This window comes from Mycobacterium bohemicum DSM 44277 (genome assembly GCF_001053185.1).
Lineage (GTDB): Bacteria > Actinomycetota > Actinomycetes > Mycobacteriales > Mycobacteriaceae > Mycobacterium > Mycobacterium bohemicum.
Window position 1 is genome coordinate 860,897 of record NZ_CSTD01000001.1, and the last position, 22,054, is coordinate 882,950.

Sequence of the window (22,054 nt, forward strand, 5' to 3'; positions counted from 1 at the left end):
GGAGTTTTCATGACCATCATCGGCGGCCTGCCGGCTCACGCCCTTCTGCTGCACTTCGTGGTGGTCCTGGTACCCCTGATCGCCGCCCTGGAGATCGTGTGCGCCTGCTGGCCGGCAGCGCGCCGCGGCGCGCTGTTGTGGCTGACGCTGATACTGGCAACCGCCAACATGGTCTTGACGCCGGTGACCATCAACGCCGGCGAGTGGCTCTACGACCTGCGGGTGAGCCCGAGCCCGATCCTGCGCGAGCACGCCGAGCGCGGGGAATTGATGATCTACTTCTCCGCCGCCCTGCTGGCTGTCGCCATCGGGCTGGCCGTCCTACGCCTGAGCGAACGCCGCTCTGAAAAGGGCGGGCGGGCAACCAAAGTCATCGTGGTGGTCGTGACGCTTGCCGTCGGCATCGCATCGATGGTCCAGATCTACCGGGTCGGCGACGCCGGGGCGCAGTCGGTGTGGGGCGGCGACGTCGCACACCTGCAGAAGGCGCACGGGGGCTAGCCGCCGGCGTCGGCCCGGTCATGCGGGTGACGCCATCGGCACGAGAAGGAAGAGCCGAAACACCCGGGCCCCGGCCAGATCCTGCGCCACTTGATAGTTCGGCCACCGCGCCAGCACGGCGGCCCACGCCTCCTCGCGTTCCTCCCCGGTGAGCAACCTGACCGTGGCAACGAAGCGGCGGCCGCGCCTGCGGACGGTGGCCCTTTTGCTCGCCATGAGATTCGCCGACCATGACGGGTGGCGCGGACGCCCCCAGTTGGACCCCACGACCAAGAGCCCGCCGCGGGACGGCACGTCCTGCACCGTCGCGGTGCGCGCCAGCCCGGTCTTGCGGCCGGAGGTGGTGATCTGGACGTTGGGCAGCCCGAGGAGATCCAACACGCCGAACCGCCCGGTGCTGGCGAACCGGAGCAGCGCTTCGAGGCGTTCGGCGATCCCGGCGCCGTGGACCATCATCGCGCGATAGACGGTCGGGTTTCGCGCCGCCCGCATTAGCGGATTCATGGCATGACTCTAATGTCGGCGCCGCGGGTGCGGGCGGTCCGCCGGTGAAATCAGCATGACGGCTGCGGGTTTCGGCGCCGGCAGGCTCGTCGCGGACCGAGGTGTGCGCCACGTAAATAAACTGCTTGATTTAATCGCTGCGGCGGTGTTCACTGGGTCGATGACCGCGCAGCGGATGGCCCGCTCGCACCGGTCGGCAAGCACCCGCGAGGCGATCTTGTCGGCCGCCGAGGTGCTGCTGGCCGAGCGGGGCATGTACGCCGTGTCCAACCGGCAGATCAGTGAGGCGGCCGGGCAGGGTAACAACGCCGCGGCGTGCTACCACTTCGGGACGAGGACCGACCTGTTGCGCGCGATCGAGAGCAAGCACCGGAAACCGATCGAGGACCTGCGCACCCGGATGCTCGCCGACATCGGCGACTCGGGTGAATTGCGCGACTGGGTAGGCGCATTGGTGCGCCCCCTCACCGATCACCTGGACGCGCTGGGCACCCCGAGTTGGTATGCGCGGTTCGCCGCGCAGGCGATGGCCGATCCCGCCTATCGGCACGTCGTCACCAAGGACGCGCTGACCTCACCGCTGCTGGTGCGCACGATCGAGGGCATCAACCGCTGCCTGCCGGACCTGCCCAGGCGGGTGCGGTCGGAACGCATCGTCATGGTCCGCAACCTGCTCATGCACACCTGCGCCGAACACGAGGCCGCGCTGGCCGAGCACGGGCCGCGGTCGCGGTCGTCGTGGCCGGTCGCCGGGGAAGGACTGATCGACGCCATCGTCGGGCTGTGGCGCGCGCCCGTACACGTGGGCGCGGCAAGCCGATAACCGACCCGAGGAGCACGATGACCGAACTGTCCGCCGAACCCGTTGCCGGCATCCCGGAGTTCCCGATGTCGCGGGCGCCGGGCTGCCCGTTCGCCCCGCCGCCAAAGGTGCTGGAGCTCAACGAGACCCGGCAGCTGAGCCGGGTCCGGATCTGGGACGGCAGCACGCCCTGGCTGATCCACGGGTACGACGCCATCCGCTCGCTGTTCACCGATGCGCGGGCCAGCGTCGACGACCGGCTGCCGGGCTACCCGCACTGGAACGAGGGCATGCTGGCAACCGTCCACACCCGGCCACGCTCGGTGTTCACCTCCGACGCCGAGGAGCACACCCGCTTCCGCCGCATGCTGTCAAAGCCGTTCACGTTCAAACGGGTCGAGGCGCTGCGCCCGGCGGTGCGCACGATCACCGACGACCACATCGACGCGCTGCTGGCCGGCCCCAAGCCGGGCGACATCGTCAGCACCCTGGCGCTGCCCGTCCCCTCCCTGGTGATCAGCCAACTGCTCGGCGTTCCCTACGAGGACGCGGATTTCTTCCAAACCCACGCCCAGCGGGGCGTGAGCCGCTACGCCACCGCGGAGGACACGGCCCAGGGCGCCGCGTCGCTGGCGAAATACCTGGCGAACCTGGTACGGACCAAGATGCACAGCCCGTCGGAGGATCTGGTGTCCGACCTCGCCGAGCGGGTCAACGCCGACGAGCTCAGCGTGCGCGAGGCCGCGCAGCTGGCCACCGGCGTGCTGATCGCCGGCCACGAGACCACCGCCAACATGATCAGCCTGAGCGTCGCGGCGCTGCTCGACCACCCCGACCAGCTGGCGCTGATGCGCGACGCCGACGACCCGAAGGTGATCGCCGTCGCCGTCGAGGAATTGATGCGCTACCTGAGCATCATCCAGACCGGGCAACGCCGCATCGCCATCGAGGACATCGAGGTCGGCGGCGAGACGATCCGCGCCGGCGAGGGCATCATCCTCGACGTCGCGCCGGCCAATTGGGACACCCGGCAGTTCCCCGGCCCCGACCGGCTCGACCTGGGCCGCGAGGACGGCGCGCACGTCGGCTTCGGCTACGGTCGCCACCAGTGCGTCGGACAGCAGCTGGCCCGGATGGAGTTGCAGATCGTCCTGCCCACCCTGCTGCGCCGCGTGCCGACGCTGCGGCTCGCGGTGCCGGTGGACGACTTGCCGTTCAAGCACGACGCACTGGCCTACGGCCTGTACGAGCTGCCCGTGACATGGTGAAGCCCGACCTGAGCCTCGAAATACCCGAACTGTCCGGCAAATACGCCGTCGTCACCGGAGCCAACAGCGGTCTGGGATTCGGCCTGGCGAGGGCGCTGGCGGCCGCGGGAGCCGACGTCGCGCTGGCGGTTCGCACGAAGTCCAAGGGCGACGACGCATCCGCGGCGATCCGCCGGGAGCTGCCGTCTGCCAAGCTCGCGGTGAAGGAGTTGGACCTGGCGTCGCTGGCCGGCGTCGCGGCGCTCGCCGACGAGCTGACCGCCGAGGGCCGCCCGATCGACATCCTGGTCAACAATGCGGGCGTGATGACACCGCCGCAGCGGCTGGAGACGCGCGACGGATTCGAATTGCAGTTCGGCACCAATCATTTGGGCCACTTCGCGCTCACCGGCCGGTTGCTGCCGCTGCTGCGCGCGGCGCCGTCCGCGCGGGTGGTGACCGTCAGCAGCCTGGCTGCGACCCAGCGCGCCCTCGATTTCCGCGACCCCAACGCGCGCGGCGCCTACCAGCCGATGCGTTCCTACGGCATGGCCAAGCTCGCGCAGCTGATGTTCGCGTTCGAACTCGACCGGCGCAGTCGCCGGGCCGGATGGGGGGTGATGTCCAACGCGGCCCATCCCGGTTTGAGCAAGACCAACCTCCTCAGCGGGGCCTCCTACGGCCGCAGCAAGCCCACCCTGCAGGCGCGGTTCACCCGCCTGACCTGGCGGCTGGTGCCGTTCGTGTGGCTGGACGTCGACGAGGGCATCAAGCCGACGCTCTACGGGGCGGTCTCACCGGACGCCGCGGGAGCCCGCTACTACGGTCCGCGCGGCTTTTACGAAACCGCCCGGGGCGGAGTCACCTTCGCCGGCGTGCCCGCCCTGGCGCGCAGCGACGCCGACCGGGCCCAGCTGTGGCGGCTTTCGGAAGAACTCACCGGTGTCCGGTGGGAGGACTAGCGTCACGAGAACGTGACGGCGATCGAGGTCATCGACGGAAAGGGACGCTGATGCCACCCCCGACTGGAACCCTGTATCCCGACGGCGTGATCGGGGCGCCCAAGCACCGCCACGGTCGCGCCGCCGGGGCCAGCACCGGGCTGCCCGCCGGCACGGAGGTGTTCTCGGCGGACAACCACATCTCGGTGGCCGACGACATCTTCTACGAACGCTTCCCGGACGACCTGAAGGATTACGCGCCGCGGATCTGGTACGAGGACGGCGCCTACCTGCTCGGGCGCCCAGGCCAGTCGATGGTGGTCGGCGATTTCAGCGCGGTGCTCATGCAGTACGACGACCTGGCCGGCGCGGTCAGCAACAACATCCAGGCGCGCCTGCGCGAGCTCGCCGACGACGGCGTCGACAAGGAACTGGTGTTCCCCAACGCGGTGCTGGCGCTGTTCCACTACCCCGACCGCGATCTGCGCGAGCGCATCTTCCGCATCTACAACGAGCACATCGCCGAGGTGCAGGAGCGCTCGAACGGCCACTGCTACGGCGTCGGTTTGATCAACTGGTGGGACCCGCGCGGCGCCCGGCGCACTCTGGCCGAACTCAAGTCGCTGGGGCTCAAGACATTTCTGATGCCGATCAGCCCCGGCCTGGACGACAACGGCCAGCCCATCGACTTCTCGAGCACCGCGATGAGCGCGGTGTGGGGCGAGATCGAGGACGCCGGCCTGCCCGTCGCCCATCACATCGGGGAGAGCCAGCCGAAGATCCCGAGCGAGGTCAACAGCGTCGCGGTGGCCATGATGGTCAACATCGACTCGTTCCGGGAAATGTTCTCCAAGTACGTCTTCGGCGGCATCCTGGACCGGCATCCCGGGCTGCGCGTCGGCTGGTTCGAGGGCGGGATCGCCTGGGTGCCAACGGCTTTGCAAGACGCCGAGCACGTGCTGGCCTCCTACCGGCACATGCTCAAACACCAGCCGGAACACGACATCCGGCACTACTGGGACGCGCACATGTGCGCCTCGTTCATGGTGGACGGCCTCGGCCTGCGCCAAATCGACGACATAGGGATCGACAAGGTGATGTGGTCGTCGGACTATCCACACAACGAAAGCACGTTCGGCTACTCGGAGCGGTCGCTGGCCGCGGTGGTCGACGCCGTCGGCCCCCAGGACGCCGTCCGCGTCGTCAGCGGCAACGTCCGACACTTCCTGGGGATCTGAGCATGACCGGCTTACCCTCCGCCCGCGGCTCCGTTCTCGACGTTCCGGACGAGCCGGACTGGGCGCGCATGCGTTCGGAGGTCGGCGCGCGGCTGCGGACCGCGATGGCCGACCACGGCGTCGACGCGCTGATCCTGTTGATGAACGGGCATGTCGGCTACGCGACGGGCGCCAGCTGGCCGCTGGTGGACGCGGGCCTCTCGCACGTCGAACGCCCGGTGGCGGTCGTGCTGGCCGATGACGTCCACCCGCACCTGTTCATGCCGTCACGCGGGGGCGCCGAGGCCGGGGCGCCGCTGCCCGACGACCATGTCCACGGGCCGGTGTACCTCGAGTTCGACCGGGGCGTCGCCGACTTCGCCCGCGTGCTCGCGGATTTGGTCGCGCCGGGGTCCAGCTTTGCCGTCGACGAGCTGACCGGGGCGATGCGCCGGTCCGCGGACGCCCTGTTCGGCACTGAGCCACCCGTGGACGCGGCGGTGGTGGTCGGCGCCGCGCAGCTGGTCAAGACGCGTGACGAAATCGCTTGTCTGCGAAGGGCTTGTCGCATCACCGAGCAGGCCATGGTGGACGTGCAGGCGGCGCTGAAGCCCGGGGTGCGGCAGATCGATCTGTCGGCGACCCTGGTGCGGCGGGCTTTCGAGCTCGGCGCCACCGCCAACATGCTCGAGGCCATCTGGCAGGTGATGCCCACCTCGCGCGCGTCGGGCGTGTGGACCACCCACGGCGACCTGGCCCTCCCGTTGCTGCCGACCGAACGCGCACTGGCCGCCGGCGACGTGCTCTGGACCGACATCAGCTTCAGCTATGCCGGCTACTGCTCGGATTTCGGGCGCACCTGGGTGGTGGGCGAGCCGCCCAGTCCACGCCAACAGGACCAGTTCCATCGCTGGCGGGCCATCATGGATGCCGTGCTCGGCGTGACCAAGGCGGGTGTGACGTCCGGCGACCTCGCGCGGGCGGCGATCGCGGCCAACGGCGGACGCAAACCGTGGCTGCCGCACTTCTATCTGGGCCACGGCATCGGCACCTACCCCGCCGAACTGCCCATGATCGGAACCGATCTCGGTGAGGAGTTCGATGACAACTTCGTCTTTGCGCCCGGCATGGTGCTGGTGCTCGAGCCGGTGGTGTGGGAGGACGGGACCGGTGGCTATCGCAGCGAGGAGATCATCGTGATCACCGAGGACGGGTTCATGCCGATCACCGACTACCCCTACTCCCCCTATGGCGACTGAGGTTGTGCCCGACGCCCCGCGGCTGCGGGCGGGGCGTCGAGAGCGGGCGCTGGCGCAGATGCGGGCCCACGACCTGGACATGCTGGTTTTGGGGCGCCAGGCCAACATTCGGTATGTGACCGGCGCGCCGCAGCTGTGGATCGCCGGTACCCGACCGTTCGGCCCGATGTGTGTGGTGGTGGGTGGCAGCGGCGACATCTACCTCAACAGCACCGACGACGAGGGAGTTCCCGACGAGATCGGCCGCGACCACCTGTACGGGTTGGCGTGGAATCCCATGACCCTCATCGAGGTTCTGAAGAACATCGACGGGGCCGCGACGGCACGCCGGGTCGGAACCGATGCCATCACACCGACTTTCGCCCGCCTGCTGCCGGAGGCCTTCCCCAACGCCGAACTCGTCGACGGCGAGTTGGCGATGCGGGCGGCGCGGCGCATCAAGACACCCGACGAGATCGCGGCGATGGGACCGGCTCTGCGGATCGCCGAAGGCGGGCTCGCGGCCGCGCTGGCCGCACTGCGGCCCGGGGCGCATGAGCGGGCGTTGGCCGCGGCCATGTTCGAGGCGATGACGGCGGGCGGGGTGAGCACGCCCGCCACCCAGGACGGCGCCTGGGTCACGTCGCGCGAGCGGCCGTGGCGACGGGCCGACAGCGGCGAAGTGGCGCCCGGCGACCTCGTCGCATTCGGCGCCGGCGCGCTGGCCGACGGTTACGTCGGGGAGGTGGGCCGCACGTGGCCCGCGGGTGGGGAGGCAGACGGCCCTGCCCGCCGGCTGTACGAACGCTCGGAGGCGCTCTACGGAAAGATGCTCGCCGCGTGTCGTCCCGGCGCCCACACCGACGAGCTGCTCGCGGCCTACGACGCGGCCGGCGAGCCGCTGCCGCGCATGCCGATCGCGCACGGATTGGGCCTGGGTTTCGATCCGCCCGTGGTCTCCCCAGCGCTTTCGGCCGCCGGCGACGACCGCCTCGAGGCCGGGATGGTGCTGGCGCTCAGCGGCTACGTGTGGGAGCAGGGTGTCGGGACGGTGTTCCGCCGCGACACCGTTCACATCACCGACGACGGCGTGGACATCCTGACCACCGCACCGTCGTGGGGGCCCGCCTGACTTCGGCACCTACGGGCCGTCGTCATCGTCGGGCGCCGACACCTTCTCCGGGTGGTGGAAGCTGTTGACGCGGGGCTGCCCGTAATCCAGGTGGGGCGGCGGTATCCATTCGGTGTCGCCTTCGGCGTTTTTGCGGGTGCGCCAGCCCTTTTCGGCGAGCCGGTTGTCGGGACCGCAGGCCAACGTCAGGTCGCCGATGTCGGTGCGGCGGGTGGTGATCCAACCCTGCACGTGGTGAACCTGGCTGTGGTAGGCCGGTGCGTCACAGCCGGGTTTGGTGCAGCCACGGTCTCGCGCATAGAGCACGATCCGTTGAGCCGGGGAGGCCAGCCGCTTGGTGTGATAGAGCGCAAGGGGTTTGCCGTGGTCGAAGATCGCCAGGTAGTGGTGGGCGTGGCCGGCCCAGCGGATCACGTCGGACATCGGCACCAGGGTGCCCCCGGCGGTGAGGGCCTTGCCCGCGGCGGATTCCAGATCCTGCAGCGTGGCCGTCACGACGATCGACACGGGAAGACCGTTGTGCCGGCCCAATTCGCCGGAGGCGAGCAGGCCGCGCAGTCCGGCGAGGAACCCGTCATGGTTGCGTTGGGCTTCGGACCGGTGATCGCGCCGCACGGCGTCCTCGTCGGGCGCGGCATCGACCACCGGTGTCTCGTCCTCGGGGTTGCACGCCCCGGGTGCGGCGAGCTTCGCCAGCATGGCCTCGATGGCGGCCCGCAGTTCCGGGGTGAGCAGCCCGCTGAGCCGCGACATGCCGTCGTGTTCCTGCTGTCCCAGGGTGATTCCGCGCTTGCGGGCGCGCTCGGCATCGCTGAATTCGCCGTCCGGGTTGAGCCAGTCCATGATCCGCTGGGCGTACTTGGCCAACTCGTCGGGACGATAGCCGGCGGCCTTGCCGGCCAGGTCGGCGTCGGCGGCCTGCCGGGTGAACACGTCAACGTCGGCGGGCAGGTGGGCGAAGAAATTGCGGATCACGTGCGTGTGCCCCTCACCGATGCAGCCCCCGCGCTGGGCCGCCGCGGTCGCGGCCAGCCGCGGGGCCAGCGGCTCGCCCGTGATCGCCCGCCGCGGCCCGAGATCCGCGGCCTCGCCGATGCGGCGGCCGGCGTCGGCCTTGGTGATGCGCAGCCTGTTGGCCAGCGCCGAGCGCAGCGTGCCGCCGAGTTCTTCCTCACCGGCCTGCTCCCCGAGCTGATTGATCAACGCGTGCCCGGGTGCGCGCAGGCGGCGCGCGGCGCGTTCCAGCCGCTCCAGCGCGCGCAGCCGTTCCGGCGTGGTGAACCCGTCAAAGGTCAGGGCGCACAAGCGGTCAAGGTCGGCATCGAGCGCGTCGAAGACCTCGACGATCTCCTCACGGCTGCTCGATTCCATGCCCAAATGCTATGACCACCCACCGACAAGAAAGCCGCAATTGTTACTGCTGAAACCACAGTGGCGCAAGGGATTACGCCAGCCACGCGCTCGAGGCGCATAACCACCCTTAGAACGCGAAGCGGTTGAGCACGTCGAAGTTGCGGGCGGGCGTGGCGTACACGAGCCGCCACAGCAGCCGCACCGGCGCCGAGGGTATCCGGTCACACAGCTCGCCTACGAAGGCCCGCTGAACAAAGCGCAATCGCGGGTTCCAGCGCTCGATCTCGCGGGCATCTCGGATCCCCCACTTGGTGATGCCCTTGCTCAACACCTTCGACAGCCGCGGCCCCATTGGAGTCGTTGTGTCGAAGGCGAGTTCGCCGTTGCCGAACCGATCCGGGATGCGCTGCAGCAGCGCACGAACGCCCGCCTCGGTGAGATACATGAGCAATCCCTCCGCGACCACCAGCGTCGGGCGATCGGTGGGAACCTCGTCCAGCCATTCCTCGTCGGTCACCGACGAGCCGATCATCCGGTAGCCGGGGCGATCGTCGTAGAGCTTGCGCCGCAACGCGATCACGCCCGGTTGGTCCACGTCGAACCACTGCACCGTCTGCGGCGGACGCAGCCGCACCACGCGGGTATCCATGCCGCACCCCAGGTGTAGCACCGCGGCGTCCGGATGGCGACCCAGGAAGTCGGTGCACCAGTCGTCGAACAGCTTGGCGCGCATGGTCACCAGGTAGTGCGCGGTTGCCGGTCGCAGGGTACGGCGCATCCGCTCCCAGTCGTAGCCGATGCGCTCGATCGCCTCGGCCGCGGCGGTGTCGCCCAGAATAGCTGATGGCAAACGGCTTTCGTACGCCCGCAGGTACAGCGTGCACAGGTTGGTCCACTCCACCGACCCCCACGGCACCTGCGTGAAGTCGATCCGGTTCGTCTCCGTCATCGGTGCGTGCGTTTCGCGCGGTACTCGGCCCACATGCGCATGAACTCCTCGCGGAAGACCTCCCCGGAGAATTCGCAGAAATCGCGGAAGTCTTCCACGCGCTCGCGCTGCTCGGCACGTTCGGGCCCCAGTACCGACAGCCCGAACTCGGCGGCCTCGACACCCAGCCGCATCCGCGACGCCTGCGTGCCCAGGACGCTGGTGAAGCCGCCCGGGGTGACCTGGTAGAGGTGCCGGCGGGTCGGGCTCGGCAGCCGCTCCACCATCCCGCCGTCCTGCAGTTGGCGCGCCGTCGTGCTCACCGAGGCCTTGCTCACCGACAACACGTCGGCCAGCTCGGTCAACGACTGCTCCGGCGGATCGCAGATCAGCAGCCACCCGTACACGCGGCCCATGGTGCGGGGGCCGCCGGCAAGCTCGAAGAACAGGCCCATGCGGTCGACGAACGCGGCCTCGTCGGGCGACATCAACGCCCCCTCGGCTAGTTCGTTAAGTACACACTGAACGTAGTTTACGAACCCGTGTCGAGCAAGTCCCCGATGCGGTGCCGGTGCCACAGGCTCAGCAGGTTCGACAGCATCTGCAGCGGCGCGCGCACGCTTTCGTCGCCCCGGACGCGGGGATCCATGCGGCTGGCGGGCGCGACATCGAATCGATGCCGGATCAGCGCGGGGACGTCCAGCAGCCACGCGACACCCATCGCCGCGGCATAGAGCAGGGTGTGCCTGCGTAACCGGTCGGGCTCCAACTGAGGTCCGCCGCACCGCACGAACTCCGTGACGAACACCTCCAGCAGCTCGTCGAGATGCCGCTCCCACAGCCAGGTTTCGGCTCCCGACAGGGCGCCCCAGATGCCCATGCCCAGGTTCATCTGGCCCACGCATCCCCAGTCCATCAGGCCGCAGCGGAGCCCGTCGGCGTCGCGCCAGAACCAGGCGTTGTCGATGTTGGCGTTCCAGTGGCACAGCGCGACATAGTCAGAGTCGGCGGCCAGCCCGTGCATCAGCGCGGCTTCGTGCGCCGCGACGCGCGGCACGTCAGTTCGCAGGCGCGCCAGGAATTCGGGTGCGCCGGCCGCCGCGGGCACCAGCCCGGGATGCGTGTGGACGAAGTCGACCAGTTGGCCGAGGCGCCGGTTCAGCGCATCCCCGGACACCCGCGCCCGCTCGCCCACCGTCGCGCCCCGCACGTCGGCGGGAAAGTGCGCCACCAGGTCGGCCGGCAGGCGCCCGGAGCGGTGCGTGCCGGCCAGGCGCGCCAACGCCGTCAGCAGCGCCCGGTAGTGTTCGACCGGCCCGGGCAGCTCGTAGTCCAGGCACTTGTGGTACTGGCGCTCAATGCCGTTGACGCCGAACGCGATCCGTTCGGTGATCAGGATCCCGGTGCCCGTGCCGGTGTCATAGTCGGCGAACTGAACGGCCGGGACGGCGATGGGAAAGCCCTCCGCCCGCGACAGCGCGGCGAACCGCACTTCGGACTCCATCTGCGTCTTGCCGCGGTCGCGTATCGGGTCGTCGAAGTCGCGGGAGAACTTGACGAACAGGTGGTCGGGGAGGCCGGGTTCAGGGGTGGCGTAATCGACCGAGAGGATCGCCTTGCGTCCCGTGCTGCCGGCATGCACCTCCCCAAACCCGGTGATGCGCGCAATACCGTTGTCTCGCAATACCCCGGAGGCGCGGAAGGCGAGGGTGAGGAACCGCGCGCCCGCGTTGCGCAACGTCGCGGGGTCGGCGGGGAACGCCAGCGCGTGCCGGGCCCCGACTGCCCACCGGTCCCCGGGCGGGCTCACCACGTTTGTTCGGCCGCGCGCACCAGCATCTGGTTGACGGCAACCCGGCGGTCGCGCGTCACCATGAACAGCACCGCGTCGGCGATGTCCTGCGGCAGCAACTTGACCATGTTGGCGGTCTGGCGCTCGAATGCGGCGCGCGACTCGGGGGCCAGATGGCTGAAGATCTCGGTGTCCACGGTGCCCGGACCGACGACCCCGACGCGAACGCGCTTGCCCAGCAGCTCCTGGCGCAACCCCTCGCTGAAAGCGTTGACCCCGAACTTGGTCAGCGAGTACACGGCGGTGTTGGGCCGGGCCACCCAGCCCGCGGTGGAACTGATGGTGACCAGGTCGGCCACGCCGCGCGGGGAGTCCGCCGCGGCCTCGATCAGGTGCGGAATGGCCGCCCGGGTGGCATAGAGCACGCCGCGCACGTTGACGGCCACCATGTCGTCCCAGTCCTGCAGGCGCGCCTCCGCCGCGGGGGCGGGCTGCATCAGTCCGGCGTTGTTCACCAGGGTGTCCAGGCGGCCCAGCTCCGCGACGGTCCGCCGCACCGCGGCGGCCACCTGCCCGGCGTCGGTGACGTCGGCCGGGACGGCAAGCGCTGTGCCGCCGGCGGATTCGATGTCGGCCTGCAGGCCGGCGAGCCGCGCCGTGGCCGCGCCGATGCCGCTGCTCGCCCCGGTGACCAGGGCGACCGTCTTGGCCAGTGGCGCGGTCATGCTGGTTCTCCCGTCGGCCCCGCGGCGCCAAGGATCTCGCGCACAACGTAGTCGGTGTCCTCGCCGAGGTCGGGTGCGCCCCGGGCAATCCGCGCGGGGTCGCGCGTCATCCGCCAGGAGGGGCCGACGACGGGGCGCTGACCTTCGCGATGGTCGGTGACGAAACAGTACAGCCCCCGGTCCCAGAGCCGCTGGTCGCCGATCACGTCAAGGGCGGTCGCGCTCTTGGTCGCCGGCACGCCGGCCTCGCACAGGCGCCGGACGAGGGGCTCGGCATCGAGTCTGCCGGTCAACGCGGCGAGGCCGGCGTCGAGCGCCTCGGCGTGACGCTGGCGCTGCGCCTGCGTGGCGTAGCGAGGGTCAGCGGCCAACGCCGGGGCTTCGAGCACGTCGCACAGCCGGCGCCATTGCGCGTCGCCGGACACGGCGACGGCCACCCAGCCGCCGTCGGCGCACGGGTAGCAGCCGTGCGGGCACATGTCGGGATGACGGTTCCCGTTGGGGCCGAGGCGATTTCCGGTCAGCGCGTGCTCGAGCAGGCAGTCGCCGATCATGGTGGACAGCGTTTCGACGGCCGAGACGTCGACGAATTGCCCCGCACCGCTGAGGTCGCGGTGCAGCAGGGCCACGATGGCGGCGTAGGCCGCGGCCGCGCCGACCGTGGAATCCCCGTAGCGCATGCTGGTCCCGAGCGGAGGACCGCCCGGATAGCCGACCAGCGACGCCAGCCCGGCCAGCGCGGCGAAGCTCGGGGCGTACCCGGTCTGGTGCCCGAGCGGCCCGTCGTTGCCCCACATCTTGATCGACACGGAGATGATGTCCGGCTTGATCGCCGCGAGTTGCTCGTACCCCAGGCCCTGACGCTCCATCGCGCCGGGCCGCAGGTTGTTCAGCACGATGTCGCTGTGGGCGATCAGTTCGCGCAGCCGCGACATGCCCTCGGCCGATTTGATGTCGAGGTCGACGCTGAGGATCTCGGGGTTGATGCTCAGGAAGTAGGGCGCGTGGTCGATGTCGGTGCCCCCGTAGGCGCGCATCTCCTCGGGGCTGGACGCGGTTTCGACTTTGATGACCTCCGCGCCCAGCATGGCCAGCAATTTGCCGGCATACGGTCCCGCCCAGACCTTGGTGAGCTCGACGACCCGGACCCCCTGCAGCGGCCCGCCGCGACACGCCTTGGGCGGCGTGGGGCGGGCAAGCTTGGCAACGAGCGGCGCGCGCGGGGTGTCCAGACCGTCCAGAACCGCGCCGGTGTGCTCGCCCAGCGCGGGGGCGGGCGAGGTGATGCGGGCGGGTGACGCGCTGAACGCGTACGGCACGGTGGGATACGGCGCTTCGCCGAGCACCGGGTGCGGCACGGCCTGAAAGAAACCGCGGTGGCGGTACTGCGGGGAACGGTAGACATCGGCGACGCCGTTCACCGGCACCAGCGGCACGCGCAGGAGCTGCGCCCGGTCGGAGGTGGCGTCCTTGGGCAGGCCGCGGACCCAGTCGGCGAACCCCCGCTGGAAGTCGGCGACCCGCTGGGCGGTGACGGCGAACTCCAGCCAGTCGTCCTCGAACTCGTCGAGCCAGGCCGGGTGCCCCATCAGCTCCTTGAGCCCGAGCCAGTGCGCGCGGCTGGTCATGTACAGATAGACGAAGCCGTCGGCGCAGGCGAAAAACGCCGCGGGACCGGCCTGGTCGTAATCGCCCCGGTCCCCCGATGTCTCGACCTCGCCCGTGACGAAGCGGCCGACGATGCAGTCCGCGCGCGACACCAGCACGGCGTGCTGGGAAATGTCGATGGAATCGCCGCGGCCGCTGTGCAGCTTGGCGAACAGCCCGGCCGCGACACACAGCGCCGCGTCGAGACCCGCTTCGTAATCCGCCAGGAAACGACCCGGCCCCTGCAGTGGCGGCCTGGCCGGATCCGGGTGGCTCGGGGTGTGGTATCCCCAGCCGCTCGCGTGGAAGACGTTGATGCTCTTGGCCTTCTGCGACGCAACGCCGGTGCCCGCGCCGAAGGGCGTGATCGAGCAGAACACCACGCCCGGGTGGCGCTGGGCCCAGGCGGTGGGCCGGTCGTGCAGCACGGCGTCCGCGGTGGCGATGAGCCGGTGCAGGTGCTCGACGCCGGCCGCCGAGGTGGCGTCGAGCGCCACGGAACGCTTGTTCGTGTTCAGGTAGGCGAACAGCGCGCCGCCCTCGGTCCCCTCGGCGAGCACGGGCGCCATCGACCGGGTGGGGCTCCCGCGTTCGGGCGCCTCGACCTTGATGACCTCGGCACCGAAATCCGCGAGCAGCTTCCCGCAGTACTCGCCGGCCACGGATTCCGCCAGCTCGACGACCCTGATGCCCTTCAGCGCCGACATGGCCGCGCTCCCAGGAGAATCAGGGCTTCTTGCGGCCCGAGCGGCTCAGGCGCCACTCCGGCGGGAAGTTCAAGTCGTTGTCCTTGACGACGTTGTTGAGCCCCTTCTCGAAGGTGCCCTCGGTGAGGTCGACGTCGTTGTCCGCGTCGTTGGTGATCATCGGCAGCATGCCCTCGACCATGCCGGTCAGCAGGCTGCCGAAGTACTCACCCTTGTGCTGCTTGTAGAGCTCCAGGAACGTCTTTTGCACCGCGACGGTGTCGGTCGGGCGCGACCGCGAGCATGCCATCGCGTATTTCAGGGTCTCCTCCTCCAACTTCTCCCGCGGCACCACGCTGTTGACGAACCCGCACTCGTACATCTCCTTGGCCGTGAAGGGCCTTCCGGTGAAGAGCATTTCGGAGAACTTGCGCAGGCCCATCGTCTCCGCCCACCACCACAGGCGCGGTCCCCAGCCGACGTAGCGGAACGCCGGATGCCCGAACAGGGCGTCGTCCGAGGACACCACCAGATCGGCGTCGCCGGCCTGGTAGAAATGCCAGCCGTAGCAGTAGCCCTTGGCCTCGATGATGCTGATCTTGCGCAGTTCCTGCAGCGGCCGGTTGCCGGCGCGGGCCTTGGCGTAGAAGTCGGTCACGGTCGACAGGTAGCGGTACGACCCGCCCGGCGGGTATTTGACGTCGTCGTCGTTGATGGCCAGCTCATGCAGCAGCGGCATGCCCGGGTTCTCCAGCATCCCGCGCTGCTCGGGCAGGTCGCCGCCGCTGCCGAAATCCTCGCCCTCGCCGCGGATCACGACAACCTTGACGTCGTCGTCGACGTTGCACTTGTGGATCAGGTCGGCGTAGTTCTGCCGCATGCCCAGGGTGGTGGAATTCAGTTCCTCGGGCCGATTGAAGGTGATGTAGGCGATCCTGTTCTTCTTGTCCTTCTCGAACTTGATGTACTGCTCGGCTTCCTTCTTCATCTCTTCGTAGTCGTAGTCAGGCATGGGCTTCTCCAACTTCTCTTCAGCGAAATGAGTTAGTGCTACTTCAGCAAGGCGCCCGCATCGACGGGAAGGGAAACGCCGGTGACGTAACGGGATTCGTCAGAGGCGAGGAACAGGACGGCGTTGCTGATATCGATCGGTTCCACCCAGGGCACCGGCAGCGTGTGCATCATCTGCGAGATGGGGGCGAAATCGTCGGGCCCCGGATCCGCCAGGTCCGGCCGGAACAGCCGGTAGGTCTGGTCGTTCATCAGCATCGTGGTGCTGACCTGGGTTGGCAGCACCGTGTTGACGCGGATCATGTGCTGGCCCAGTTCGACCGCGAAGGCACGCATCAGGCCGATGACGCCGTGCTTGGCGGCGATGTAGTGGCCGGTGTTCTGGTAGGCCTTGCGTCCCCCCACCGAGCTGGTGAGCACGATCGACCCGCCACGGCCGCCCGAAAGCAGATGGGGCACGCCCGCTTTGACGGTGTGCCAGACGCCGCTGAGGTTGATGTCGACCATGTCACGCCAGACGTCCTCGCCGATCTTGTGCAGCCGCCGGCCGTCGGTGCCGACGCCGGCGTTGGCGACGATGATGTCGAGCCGCCCGAGCTCCTCCACGCCGGCGTCGACCGCGGATTTCAGCGCCTCGTAGTCGCGGACGTCGACCTGCGCGGTGACGATGCGGCGATCCTGGGCCTTCACCAGGTCGGCGGTCTCGGCCAAGTCCTCCGGCGTGGAGTGCGGGTAGGCCAGGTGCTCGATCGGGCCGCAGACGTCGATCGCGATGATGTCGGCGCCCTCCTGCGCCAGGCGGACGGCGTGGCTGCGACCCTGCCCCCGCGCGGCGCCGCTGATGAAGGCGACCTTGCCGGCGACGCGGCCGGTCATTTGGGCACCAGCGCGGGCATGGACTCCCAGCCCCGCACCGTCGACGTGGGGCTGAGCGTGGCGTTGCCCAGATCGACCTCCCAGTCGGGGAACCGTCGCAGGATCTCCTCGAGGGCGACGCGGCCCTCCAGGCGCGCCAGCGCCGAGCCGAGGCAGAAGTGCGTCCCGACGCTGAACGTGAGGTGCGGGCGGACCGCGCGGTGGATGTTGAATTGCCCCGCGTCGGGACCGAATTGGCGTTCGTCGCGGCACGCCGAGCCGATCAGCATCATCATCACGCTGCCCTCGGGCACGGTCTGGTCGTGCACGGTCACGTCGCGGGTGACGTATCGCGAAACGTGCGGCGCGGGCGGCTCATAGCGCAGCAGCTCCTCGATGGCCTGCGGAATGAGCTCGGGACGCTCCGCGAGTTCGCGGCGCTGATCGGGATGCTCGGCGAGAACCTTTCCGGCCCAACCGATCAACCGCGTCGTCGTCTCGTTGCCCGCCCCCGCGACGACGTTGAGGTACACCAGGATCTCTTCGCGCGTCAGCCGCCGCTTGGTGCCGGTCTCGTCGACGAACTCGACGTTGAGCAGCTCGGTCATGATGTCGTCGGACGGGTGGTCGGTGCGCCAGTCGATGTAGGCCTCGAACTGCTCGCCCACCGACAACCCGTGCTCGGCGGCGTTCATGGGCTTTCCGGCCTCCGTGCGCAACTGGGCGTTGCCCCGGTCGCGGATGTACTCCTGGTCGTCCTCGGGGATGCCGAGCAGCGAGCCGATGACCTTCATCGGCATCTGGGCACCCAGGTCCTTCACGAAGTCGAACCGGCCCGAGCCCACCAACGGGTCCAGGCACTGCGCGCAGAATTCGCGGATCATCGGCTCCAGCGCCGCGATCCGGCGCGGCGTGAACATGCGCGACAGCAGCTTGCGGTGCACGTCGTGGATCGGCGGGTCCTCGAAGATCAGCAGCCCCGACGGGATGTCCAGGTTGGCCTTGATCAGTTCCAGGATCGCGCCGCGCGCCGAGCTGTACGTGTTGTGGTCGACCAGCGCCTTGTTGACATCGGTGAACCGGCTGACGGCGAAGAAGTCGTATTCGGCGTTGTAGTACAGCGGCGCCTCTTCCCGCAGCCGCGCGAACATCGGGTACGGATCGGCGATGAGCCCGACGTCGTACGGGTCGAAACGAACCTGGCTATCGGTGCTTGCCGTCACGAAATCCCTCCTACCGCTGCCGTTTACGGTGTCCGGCTGATTCGCATTTCGCCGGCGGCGCGCGAGCGCCGGCTCACTCTATTGTTGTAGAGAACCACACGGCGGGTGTCCTGGCAAGACCCCGCGCCCGGCGGTGGCAGCGGCGCGTTCATCTGGGGGCGGCGTCCGAACGCCGGCCGCGGTCGCCTGTCAGGCGGCCCCGGTTCGGGTTCGTCAGGATCCCCGCGGCGATGGCCGACAACGTCGCGTCGAGCTGCTCCGGCGTGTCGATCACCCGGTCGCCCTGGACGAAACGCATCAGCAGGCCGTTGATGAACGTCAGCGTGACGTTGCTGAGATCCTCGACGACCGCCGGGTCCAACTCGGCGCCGCGTGGCATGAGCTGAACCAGGATCTCGCGGTGCAGCTTGGTGAAGACGTCCGTGGCCTGCTGCAGAATCGCGGCCAGGGCGGGGTCACGCGCGGCCTGCATCGTCAGTTCGTAGCGGGCCTTGGTGCGGCGCAACCGCGGCTCGCTGCCGGCCTGGATGACCACCTGCGACAGCTTGGACGGCGCGGTGCCGTCCCCCGCGTCGCCCGAGCTGTCCGCGACCGACTGCAGCTCCTCCAGGTCCACCTCGGCCAACCGCTCGGCCACCGCATGCAGCAGCGCCGAGCGGGTTCGGAAGTAGAACGAGGTGGTGCCGTCGGGCACGCCGGCGCGCCGGTCGACCTTGAGGTGGCTCAGCCCCTTGGCCCCGTCGTCGGCGAGCAGGGTGATGGCCGCGTCGCACAGGTCGCGGCGGCGCTCCGCGGGGTTGGGCTTGCGTCGTCTGTCCATGCCGGATCCGTTAGCTGGGGAATCCGCAGATTACTCTATGTTCGTAGTGCAGTAAAGGGCTTCGTCTTTCGGGCGCGGCGACCGCGTCAGGAGCAGGAAACGTCGTGCGGGGCCGCCGAGGACGTGGCCCGGTGGCGAATCCACGGACACCGTTGCCGGATCCGCCCGGGCGGCAACGGGTTCCAGGCTTCCCCGCGGTCGGCGACGTGCGCCCTGGGCGATGGCGGCCGGACCTGCGAATCTCTTTGCCGCCACCTCTTCCCGGCCTCCCCTCGGGCCGCCACCCCGATGAGGTATCGGGGAGGCGATTACCCTTCTTGTCCAGGCGATCAACCAGCGCTAGGCCGGCCAACGGTATTGGGAGTGACAAAATGGACCAGCTCGGCGTCGGCTTCCTCAACGGATTCGGGCTGCCCCCGGTTGAATTCGTCGAACTCACCGCCGAGCTGGGTTGCCGGCACATGTCGACAGCGGTGCACGGGCTGCCGATGCTTCCGCTGGACTATCCGCGGTACTCGCTGAAGGACGCCGCGCTGCGCCGCGATGTGCTGGCGGCGATGGGCCATCACGGCGTGCGAATCTCGCTCGGCGACGGCTTCCTGGTGCTGCCGGGCACCGAAAGCCCCTCCTGGGCGGGCGATCTCGATGCGCTGGCCGAGCTGGGGGTGCCACGGATCAACGTGGTGAGCCTCGACCCCGACCTCGGCCGCACCTTCGATGAGTTCGCCGCCCTGACGGAACTGGCCGCGCGGCGCGACATCGAGACGCTCGTCGAACCGGTGCCCGGGCTGACCGTCGGCGACCTGCCTACCGCGATGGCCGCCCGCGCGCACGTCGGCCGGCCGGAATTCCGAATCTTGATCGACACCATGCACCTGGTGCGATCGGGTTCCGGCGCCGCCGACATCGCCGGCCTCGAGGCGGGCTGTGTCGGCTACGCGCAGCTCAACGACACCACCCTGCGCCCCCGCCTGGGCGACTATATGGAGGAAGCCATGTTCGAGCGGATGGTGCCCGGCGAGGGCGAATTGCCGCTGCTCGAGATCCTTCGCGCGCTTCCCCGCGACCTGGTGATCGAGGTCGAGGTGCCGCGCAGGTCGCTGGCCCTGGCCGGCGTGAGCCCCCTGGACCGGCTGCGCCCATGCGTGGCGGCGGCGCGCCGGCTGCTGTCGGAGGCTCAGCTCGGATAGCGCAACGGAAGACCGGCGGCGCGGTAGATCGCGTCGATGACGCTCATGTTCTCGATCGCGTCCTCCGGTGGCGTCAGGACCGGGCCGCCCCGCAGCACCGCCGCGGCGAACGCGTCGAGCTGATACGCGTACGAGGCGCGGTGCGAGAACCGCTCCACCCGCCGGCCGTCGGAGGAGCGCACGGTCAGCCGGTGAAAGAGCTTGGGCACCAAGGGATTCAGGACGCGCAGCTCTCCATGTTCGCCGACGACCCGCGCGCTCATCCGCAGCAGCTGCGTCGACCACATCGAGCATTCGATGCGGCCGGTATGGCCACCGGGAAACACGAGCTCGGCCACCATGGCGCGGTCGATCTGCGGGTCGCGCAGCTTCGCCCGCGCTCCCAGCACCTCGGGGGTCGAACCGCCGAACGTCCGCGCCATGTGCACCGGGTAGCAGCCGGCGTCCATGGTTGCGCCGCCGGCGAGCGAGTACTGGTAGCGGATGTCGGAAAACTTCGGGAGCGGGAAACACAAGGCGGCCTCCACCCGCACCAGCCGGCCCAGCTCGCCCGAGGCGATGATCTCCTCGACCCGCAGGGTCAGCGGGTGGTAGCGATAGTGGAAGGCCTCCATCACCACCCGGTCGGATTTCGCGACCGTTTCGGCGACGTCGCGGGCCTCCTCCGCGTTGGCGGTGAAGGGCTTTTCGCACAGCACGTGCTTGCCGGCGGCGACGGCGGCACGGGTCCACCGGCCGTGCAGGCCGTTGGGCAGGGGGTTGTAGACCGCGTCGACGTCCGGGTCGGCGATCAGCGCCTCGTAACTCTCGTGCACCCGGCCGATGCCGTGCTTGGCGGCGAAGTCCCGCGCCCGCGACACGTCGCGGGCCGCCACCGCCGCGACCACGACGTCGTCGTTGTCCTTCGCGGGCTCGATTACGGCCTGGGGCGCGATGCGCGCCGCGCCCAGGATGCCGATTCGCAACGCCGTCCCGTGGTCAGACACGGTCCAGACGCTAGCACCTCAGGAGCGGCGCTCCCCCGTCCCGCGACGGGCGAACGCGGGCGCGCGCTCGGGGCGGACCCCCACTCCGATGAAGTAGGCCGGCACGAGCGACAGCCACGGCAGCCGCTCGAGGACGCCGAGCGCCGCCGCGGGCGGGGTGGGGTCCTCGCCCCGAAGCAAAGGCCCCAGGAGCCTCCGGTGCATCACCCGCTGCACGGCCTGGGTGACGGCGGCGGGCAAGAGCCGGCGGCGGCGCACCCGCGCCAGTTCCCGGCCCGTGACATGGTGGCGGCGCAGGGGCTCGGCCAGGATTGTCGCGGCCGCAACGGCGTCCTGCACCGCCAGGTTGATGCCGACACCGCCCAGCGGCGACATCGCGTGGGCCGCGTCGCCGATGCACAGCAGCCCGTCGATGTGCCAGCGACGCAGACGATCCACCCGCACGTCGAGGTGCTTGACCTCGTCCATCGACGCCAGTGCCGCCACCGAGTCGGTCATGTCGGGCATCAACGCGGCGATCTCGCCGCGGAATGCCTCGACGCCTCGCGCGCGCAATTGCGCGTCGACGCCCTTGGGGCCGATGTAGGCGATCTGGTAATAGCCCTCGCGGGGGATGACCGCCAGCGCCTTGCCCGGACCGACGCGCGGGAGGAAGGAGAATTCCGTGTCCCCCCTGCGCGGCAACCGGAACCACCACACGTCGAACTTCACCGGGAATTCGCGCGCCTTCAGCCCGGCTGCGTCCCGGGCGATCGACCAGCGGCCGTCGCAGGCCACGGTGAGTTCGGCGCGCAGTTCACCCGGGCCGTCCGGACCCCGATACCGCACCCCGGTCACCGTGCCGCCCTCCCGTAGCAGCCCGGTGACTTCGGTGTTCATCCGCAAGGTGAAGGTCGGCTCGGCCCGGGCGGCGTCGGCGAGCAGGTTCAGCAGGTCCCATTGCGGCACCATCGCGATGAAGGGGTGCGGCTGGCGCAGCCGGCCGAAGTCGACGTAGGTCACCGAACGGCCGTTCGTTTGCAGCGTCGCATTGCGAATCTCGCTGTGGGGCAGGGCGGCAAAGCGTTCCCACAACCCCAGCTCGTCGAGCAGGCGCATCGTGCTCGGGTGCACGGTGTCACCGCGGAAGTCGCGCAGGAAGTCGCCGTGCTTCTCCAGCAGCGTGACCTGCACGCCGGCGCGGGCGAGCAGCAGACCCAGCACCATGCCGGCGGGGCCGCCGCCGATGATCGCGCACGTGGTCGTCTCAGCCATGA

21 protein-coding genes are annotated in these 22,054 nt (G+C 69.5%); 8 read left to right on the plus strand and 13 right to left on the minus strand.

Annotated features, from left to right (window positions below; translation table 11 throughout):
- Positions 1-9 precede the first annotated feature (9 nt).
- Complete coding sequence (locus BN971_RS04255; RefSeq protein ID WP_085181649.1) at positions 10-501, plus strand: DUF2231 domain-containing protein; 492 nt, start codon at positions 10-12, stop codon at positions 499-501.
- An 18-nt stretch (positions 502-519) separates the two neighbouring features.
- Here BN971_RS04255 and BN971_RS04260 read toward each other — a convergent pair whose 3' ends face one another.
- A complete protein-coding gene (locus BN971_RS04260) occupies positions 520-1,005 on the minus strand; it encodes a nitroreductase family deazaflavin-dependent oxidoreductase (protein WP_085181648.1) in 486 nt (161 codons plus the stop codon).
- Positions 1,006-1,150: 145 nt separating this feature from the next.
- Here BN971_RS04260 and BN971_RS04265 point away from each other — a divergent pair, with 145 nt between their 5' ends.
- Genes BN971_RS04265 through BN971_RS04290 form a run of 6 tightly spaced genes read left to right on the plus strand, consistent with a single transcriptional unit; the run spans position 1,151 to position 7,582 of the window.
- Positions 1,151-1,828, plus strand: coding sequence for a TetR/AcrR family transcriptional regulator (locus tag BN971_RS04265; RefSeq protein ID WP_085181647.1), 678 nt, complete (start codon positions 1,151-1,153; stop codon positions 1,826-1,828).
- Positions 1,829-1,845: 17 nt separating this feature from the next.
- The gene (locus BN971_RS04270) at positions 1,846-3,075 is read left to right on the plus strand and encodes a cytochrome P450 (RefSeq protein WP_085181646.1); all 1,230 of its coding nucleotides are present in this window, start codon (positions 1,846-1,848) and stop codon (positions 3,073-3,075) included.
- The gene (locus BN971_RS04275; protein WP_085181645.1) at positions 3,069-4,016 is read left to right on the plus strand and encodes an SDR family oxidoreductase; all 948 of its coding nucleotides are present in this window, start codon (positions 3,069-3,071) and stop codon (positions 4,014-4,016) included. The genes BN971_RS04270 and BN971_RS04275 overlap by 7 nt, the downstream gene beginning before the upstream one ends.
- Before the next feature lie 50 nt (positions 4,017-4,066).
- Complete coding sequence (locus BN971_RS04280; RefSeq protein WP_085181644.1) at positions 4,067-5,233, plus strand: amidohydrolase family protein; 1,167 nt, start codon at positions 4,067-4,069, stop codon at positions 5,231-5,233.
- A 2-nt stretch (positions 5,234-5,235) separates the two neighbouring features.
- Positions 5,236-6,471, plus strand: a complete 1,236-nt coding sequence (locus tag BN971_RS04285; RefSeq protein ID WP_085181643.1) for a M24 family metallopeptidase — start codon at positions 5,236-5,238, stop codon at positions 6,469-6,471.
- Positions 6,461-7,582 carry a M24 family metallopeptidase gene (locus BN971_RS04290; protein WP_085181642.1) on the plus strand — a complete coding sequence of 374 codons (1,122 nt, stop codon included), beginning with the start codon at positions 6,461-6,463 and terminating at the stop codon, positions 7,580-7,582. The genes BN971_RS04285 and BN971_RS04290 overlap by 11 nt, the downstream gene beginning before the upstream one ends.
- A gap of 9 nt (positions 7,583-7,591) precedes the next feature.
- Here the strand turns inward: BN971_RS04290 and BN971_RS04295 are convergent, their stop codons facing one another.
- The 10 genes from BN971_RS04295 to BN971_RS04340 all read right to left on the minus strand — a co-directional run bounded on the left by BN971_RS04295 (position 7,592) and on the right by BN971_RS04340 (position 18,622).
- A complete protein-coding gene (locus BN971_RS04295) occupies positions 7,592-8,953 on the minus strand; it encodes an HNH endonuclease signature motif containing protein (protein ID WP_085181641.1) in 1,362 nt (453 codons plus the stop codon).
- Positions 8,954-9,062: 109 nt separating this feature from the next.
- Positions 9,063-9,884, minus strand: a complete 822-nt coding sequence (locus BN971_RS04300; protein WP_085181640.1) for a class I SAM-dependent methyltransferase — start codon at positions 9,882-9,884, stop codon at positions 9,063-9,065.
- A complete protein-coding gene (locus BN971_RS04305) occupies positions 9,881-10,351 on the minus strand; it encodes a GbsR/MarR family transcriptional regulator (RefSeq protein ID WP_085181639.1) in 471 nt (156 codons plus the stop codon). The genes BN971_RS04300 and BN971_RS04305 overlap by 4 nt, the downstream gene beginning before the upstream one ends.
- Positions 10,352-10,395: 44 nt before the next feature.
- Positions 10,396-11,676 (minus strand): hypothetical protein, encoded by a 1,281-nt coding sequence (locus tag BN971_RS04310; RefSeq protein ID WP_245836849.1) that lies wholly within the window; start codon positions 11,674-11,676, stop codon positions 10,396-10,398.
- Positions 11,670-12,380: an SDR family NAD(P)-dependent oxidoreductase gene (locus BN971_RS04315; RefSeq protein WP_090349822.1), complete on the minus strand. Its 711-nt coding sequence runs from the start codon at positions 12,378-12,380 to the stop codon at positions 11,670-11,672. The genes BN971_RS04310 and BN971_RS04315 overlap by 7 nt, the downstream gene beginning before the upstream one ends.
- Positions 12,377-14,734, minus strand: a complete 2,358-nt coding sequence (locus tag BN971_RS04320) for a CaiB/BaiF CoA transferase family protein (protein ID WP_085181637.1) — start codon at positions 14,732-14,734, stop codon at positions 12,377-12,379. Before BN971_RS04320 ends, BN971_RS04315 begins: the two co-directional genes overlap by 4 nt.
- Before the next feature lie 19 nt (positions 14,735-14,753).
- Entirely contained in the window at positions 14,754-15,725 is a 972-nt protein-coding gene (locus BN971_RS04325; protein ID WP_085181636.1) for an enoyl-CoA hydratase/isomerase family protein, read from the minus strand.
- 38 nt (positions 15,726-15,763) lie between these two features.
- Positions 15,764-16,600, minus strand: coding sequence for a mycofactocin-coupled SDR family oxidoreductase (locus BN971_RS04330; RefSeq protein ID WP_085181635.1), 837 nt, complete (start codon positions 16,598-16,600; stop codon positions 15,764-15,766).
- Positions 16,597-17,802, minus strand: coding sequence for a cytochrome P450 (locus BN971_RS04335; RefSeq protein ID WP_085181634.1), 1,206 nt, complete (start codon positions 17,800-17,802; stop codon positions 16,597-16,599). Before BN971_RS04335 ends, BN971_RS04330 begins: the two co-directional genes overlap by 4 nt.
- Before the next feature lie 148 nt (positions 17,803-17,950).
- Positions 17,951-18,622 carry a TetR/AcrR family transcriptional regulator gene (locus tag BN971_RS04340; protein WP_085181633.1) on the minus strand — a complete coding sequence of 224 codons (672 nt, stop codon included), beginning with the start codon at positions 18,620-18,622 and terminating at the stop codon, positions 17,951-17,953.
- Between the two features lie 371 nt (positions 18,623-18,993).
- Here BN971_RS04340 and BN971_RS04345 point away from each other — a divergent pair, with 371 nt between their 5' ends.
- Complete coding sequence (locus BN971_RS04345; RefSeq protein ID WP_085181632.1) at positions 18,994-19,812, plus strand: sugar phosphate isomerase/epimerase family protein; 819 nt, start codon at positions 18,994-18,996, stop codon at positions 19,810-19,812.
- On the opposite strand, the gene BN971_RS04350 is transcribed toward BN971_RS04345, so the two are convergent.
- Both BN971_RS04350 and BN971_RS04355 read right to left on the minus strand, forming a co-directional pair.
- Entirely contained in the window at positions 19,800-20,798 is a 999-nt protein-coding gene (locus tag BN971_RS04350) for a Gfo/Idh/MocA family protein (protein ID WP_085181631.1), read from the minus strand. The genes BN971_RS04345 and BN971_RS04350 overlap by 13 nt on opposite strands.
- A gap of 18 nt (positions 20,799-20,816) precedes the next feature.
- A complete protein-coding gene (locus BN971_RS04355) occupies positions 20,817-22,052 on the minus strand; it encodes an FAD-dependent oxidoreductase (RefSeq protein WP_085181630.1) in 1,236 nt (411 codons plus the stop codon).
- Between the last annotated feature and the right edge of the window lie 2 nt (positions 22,053-22,054).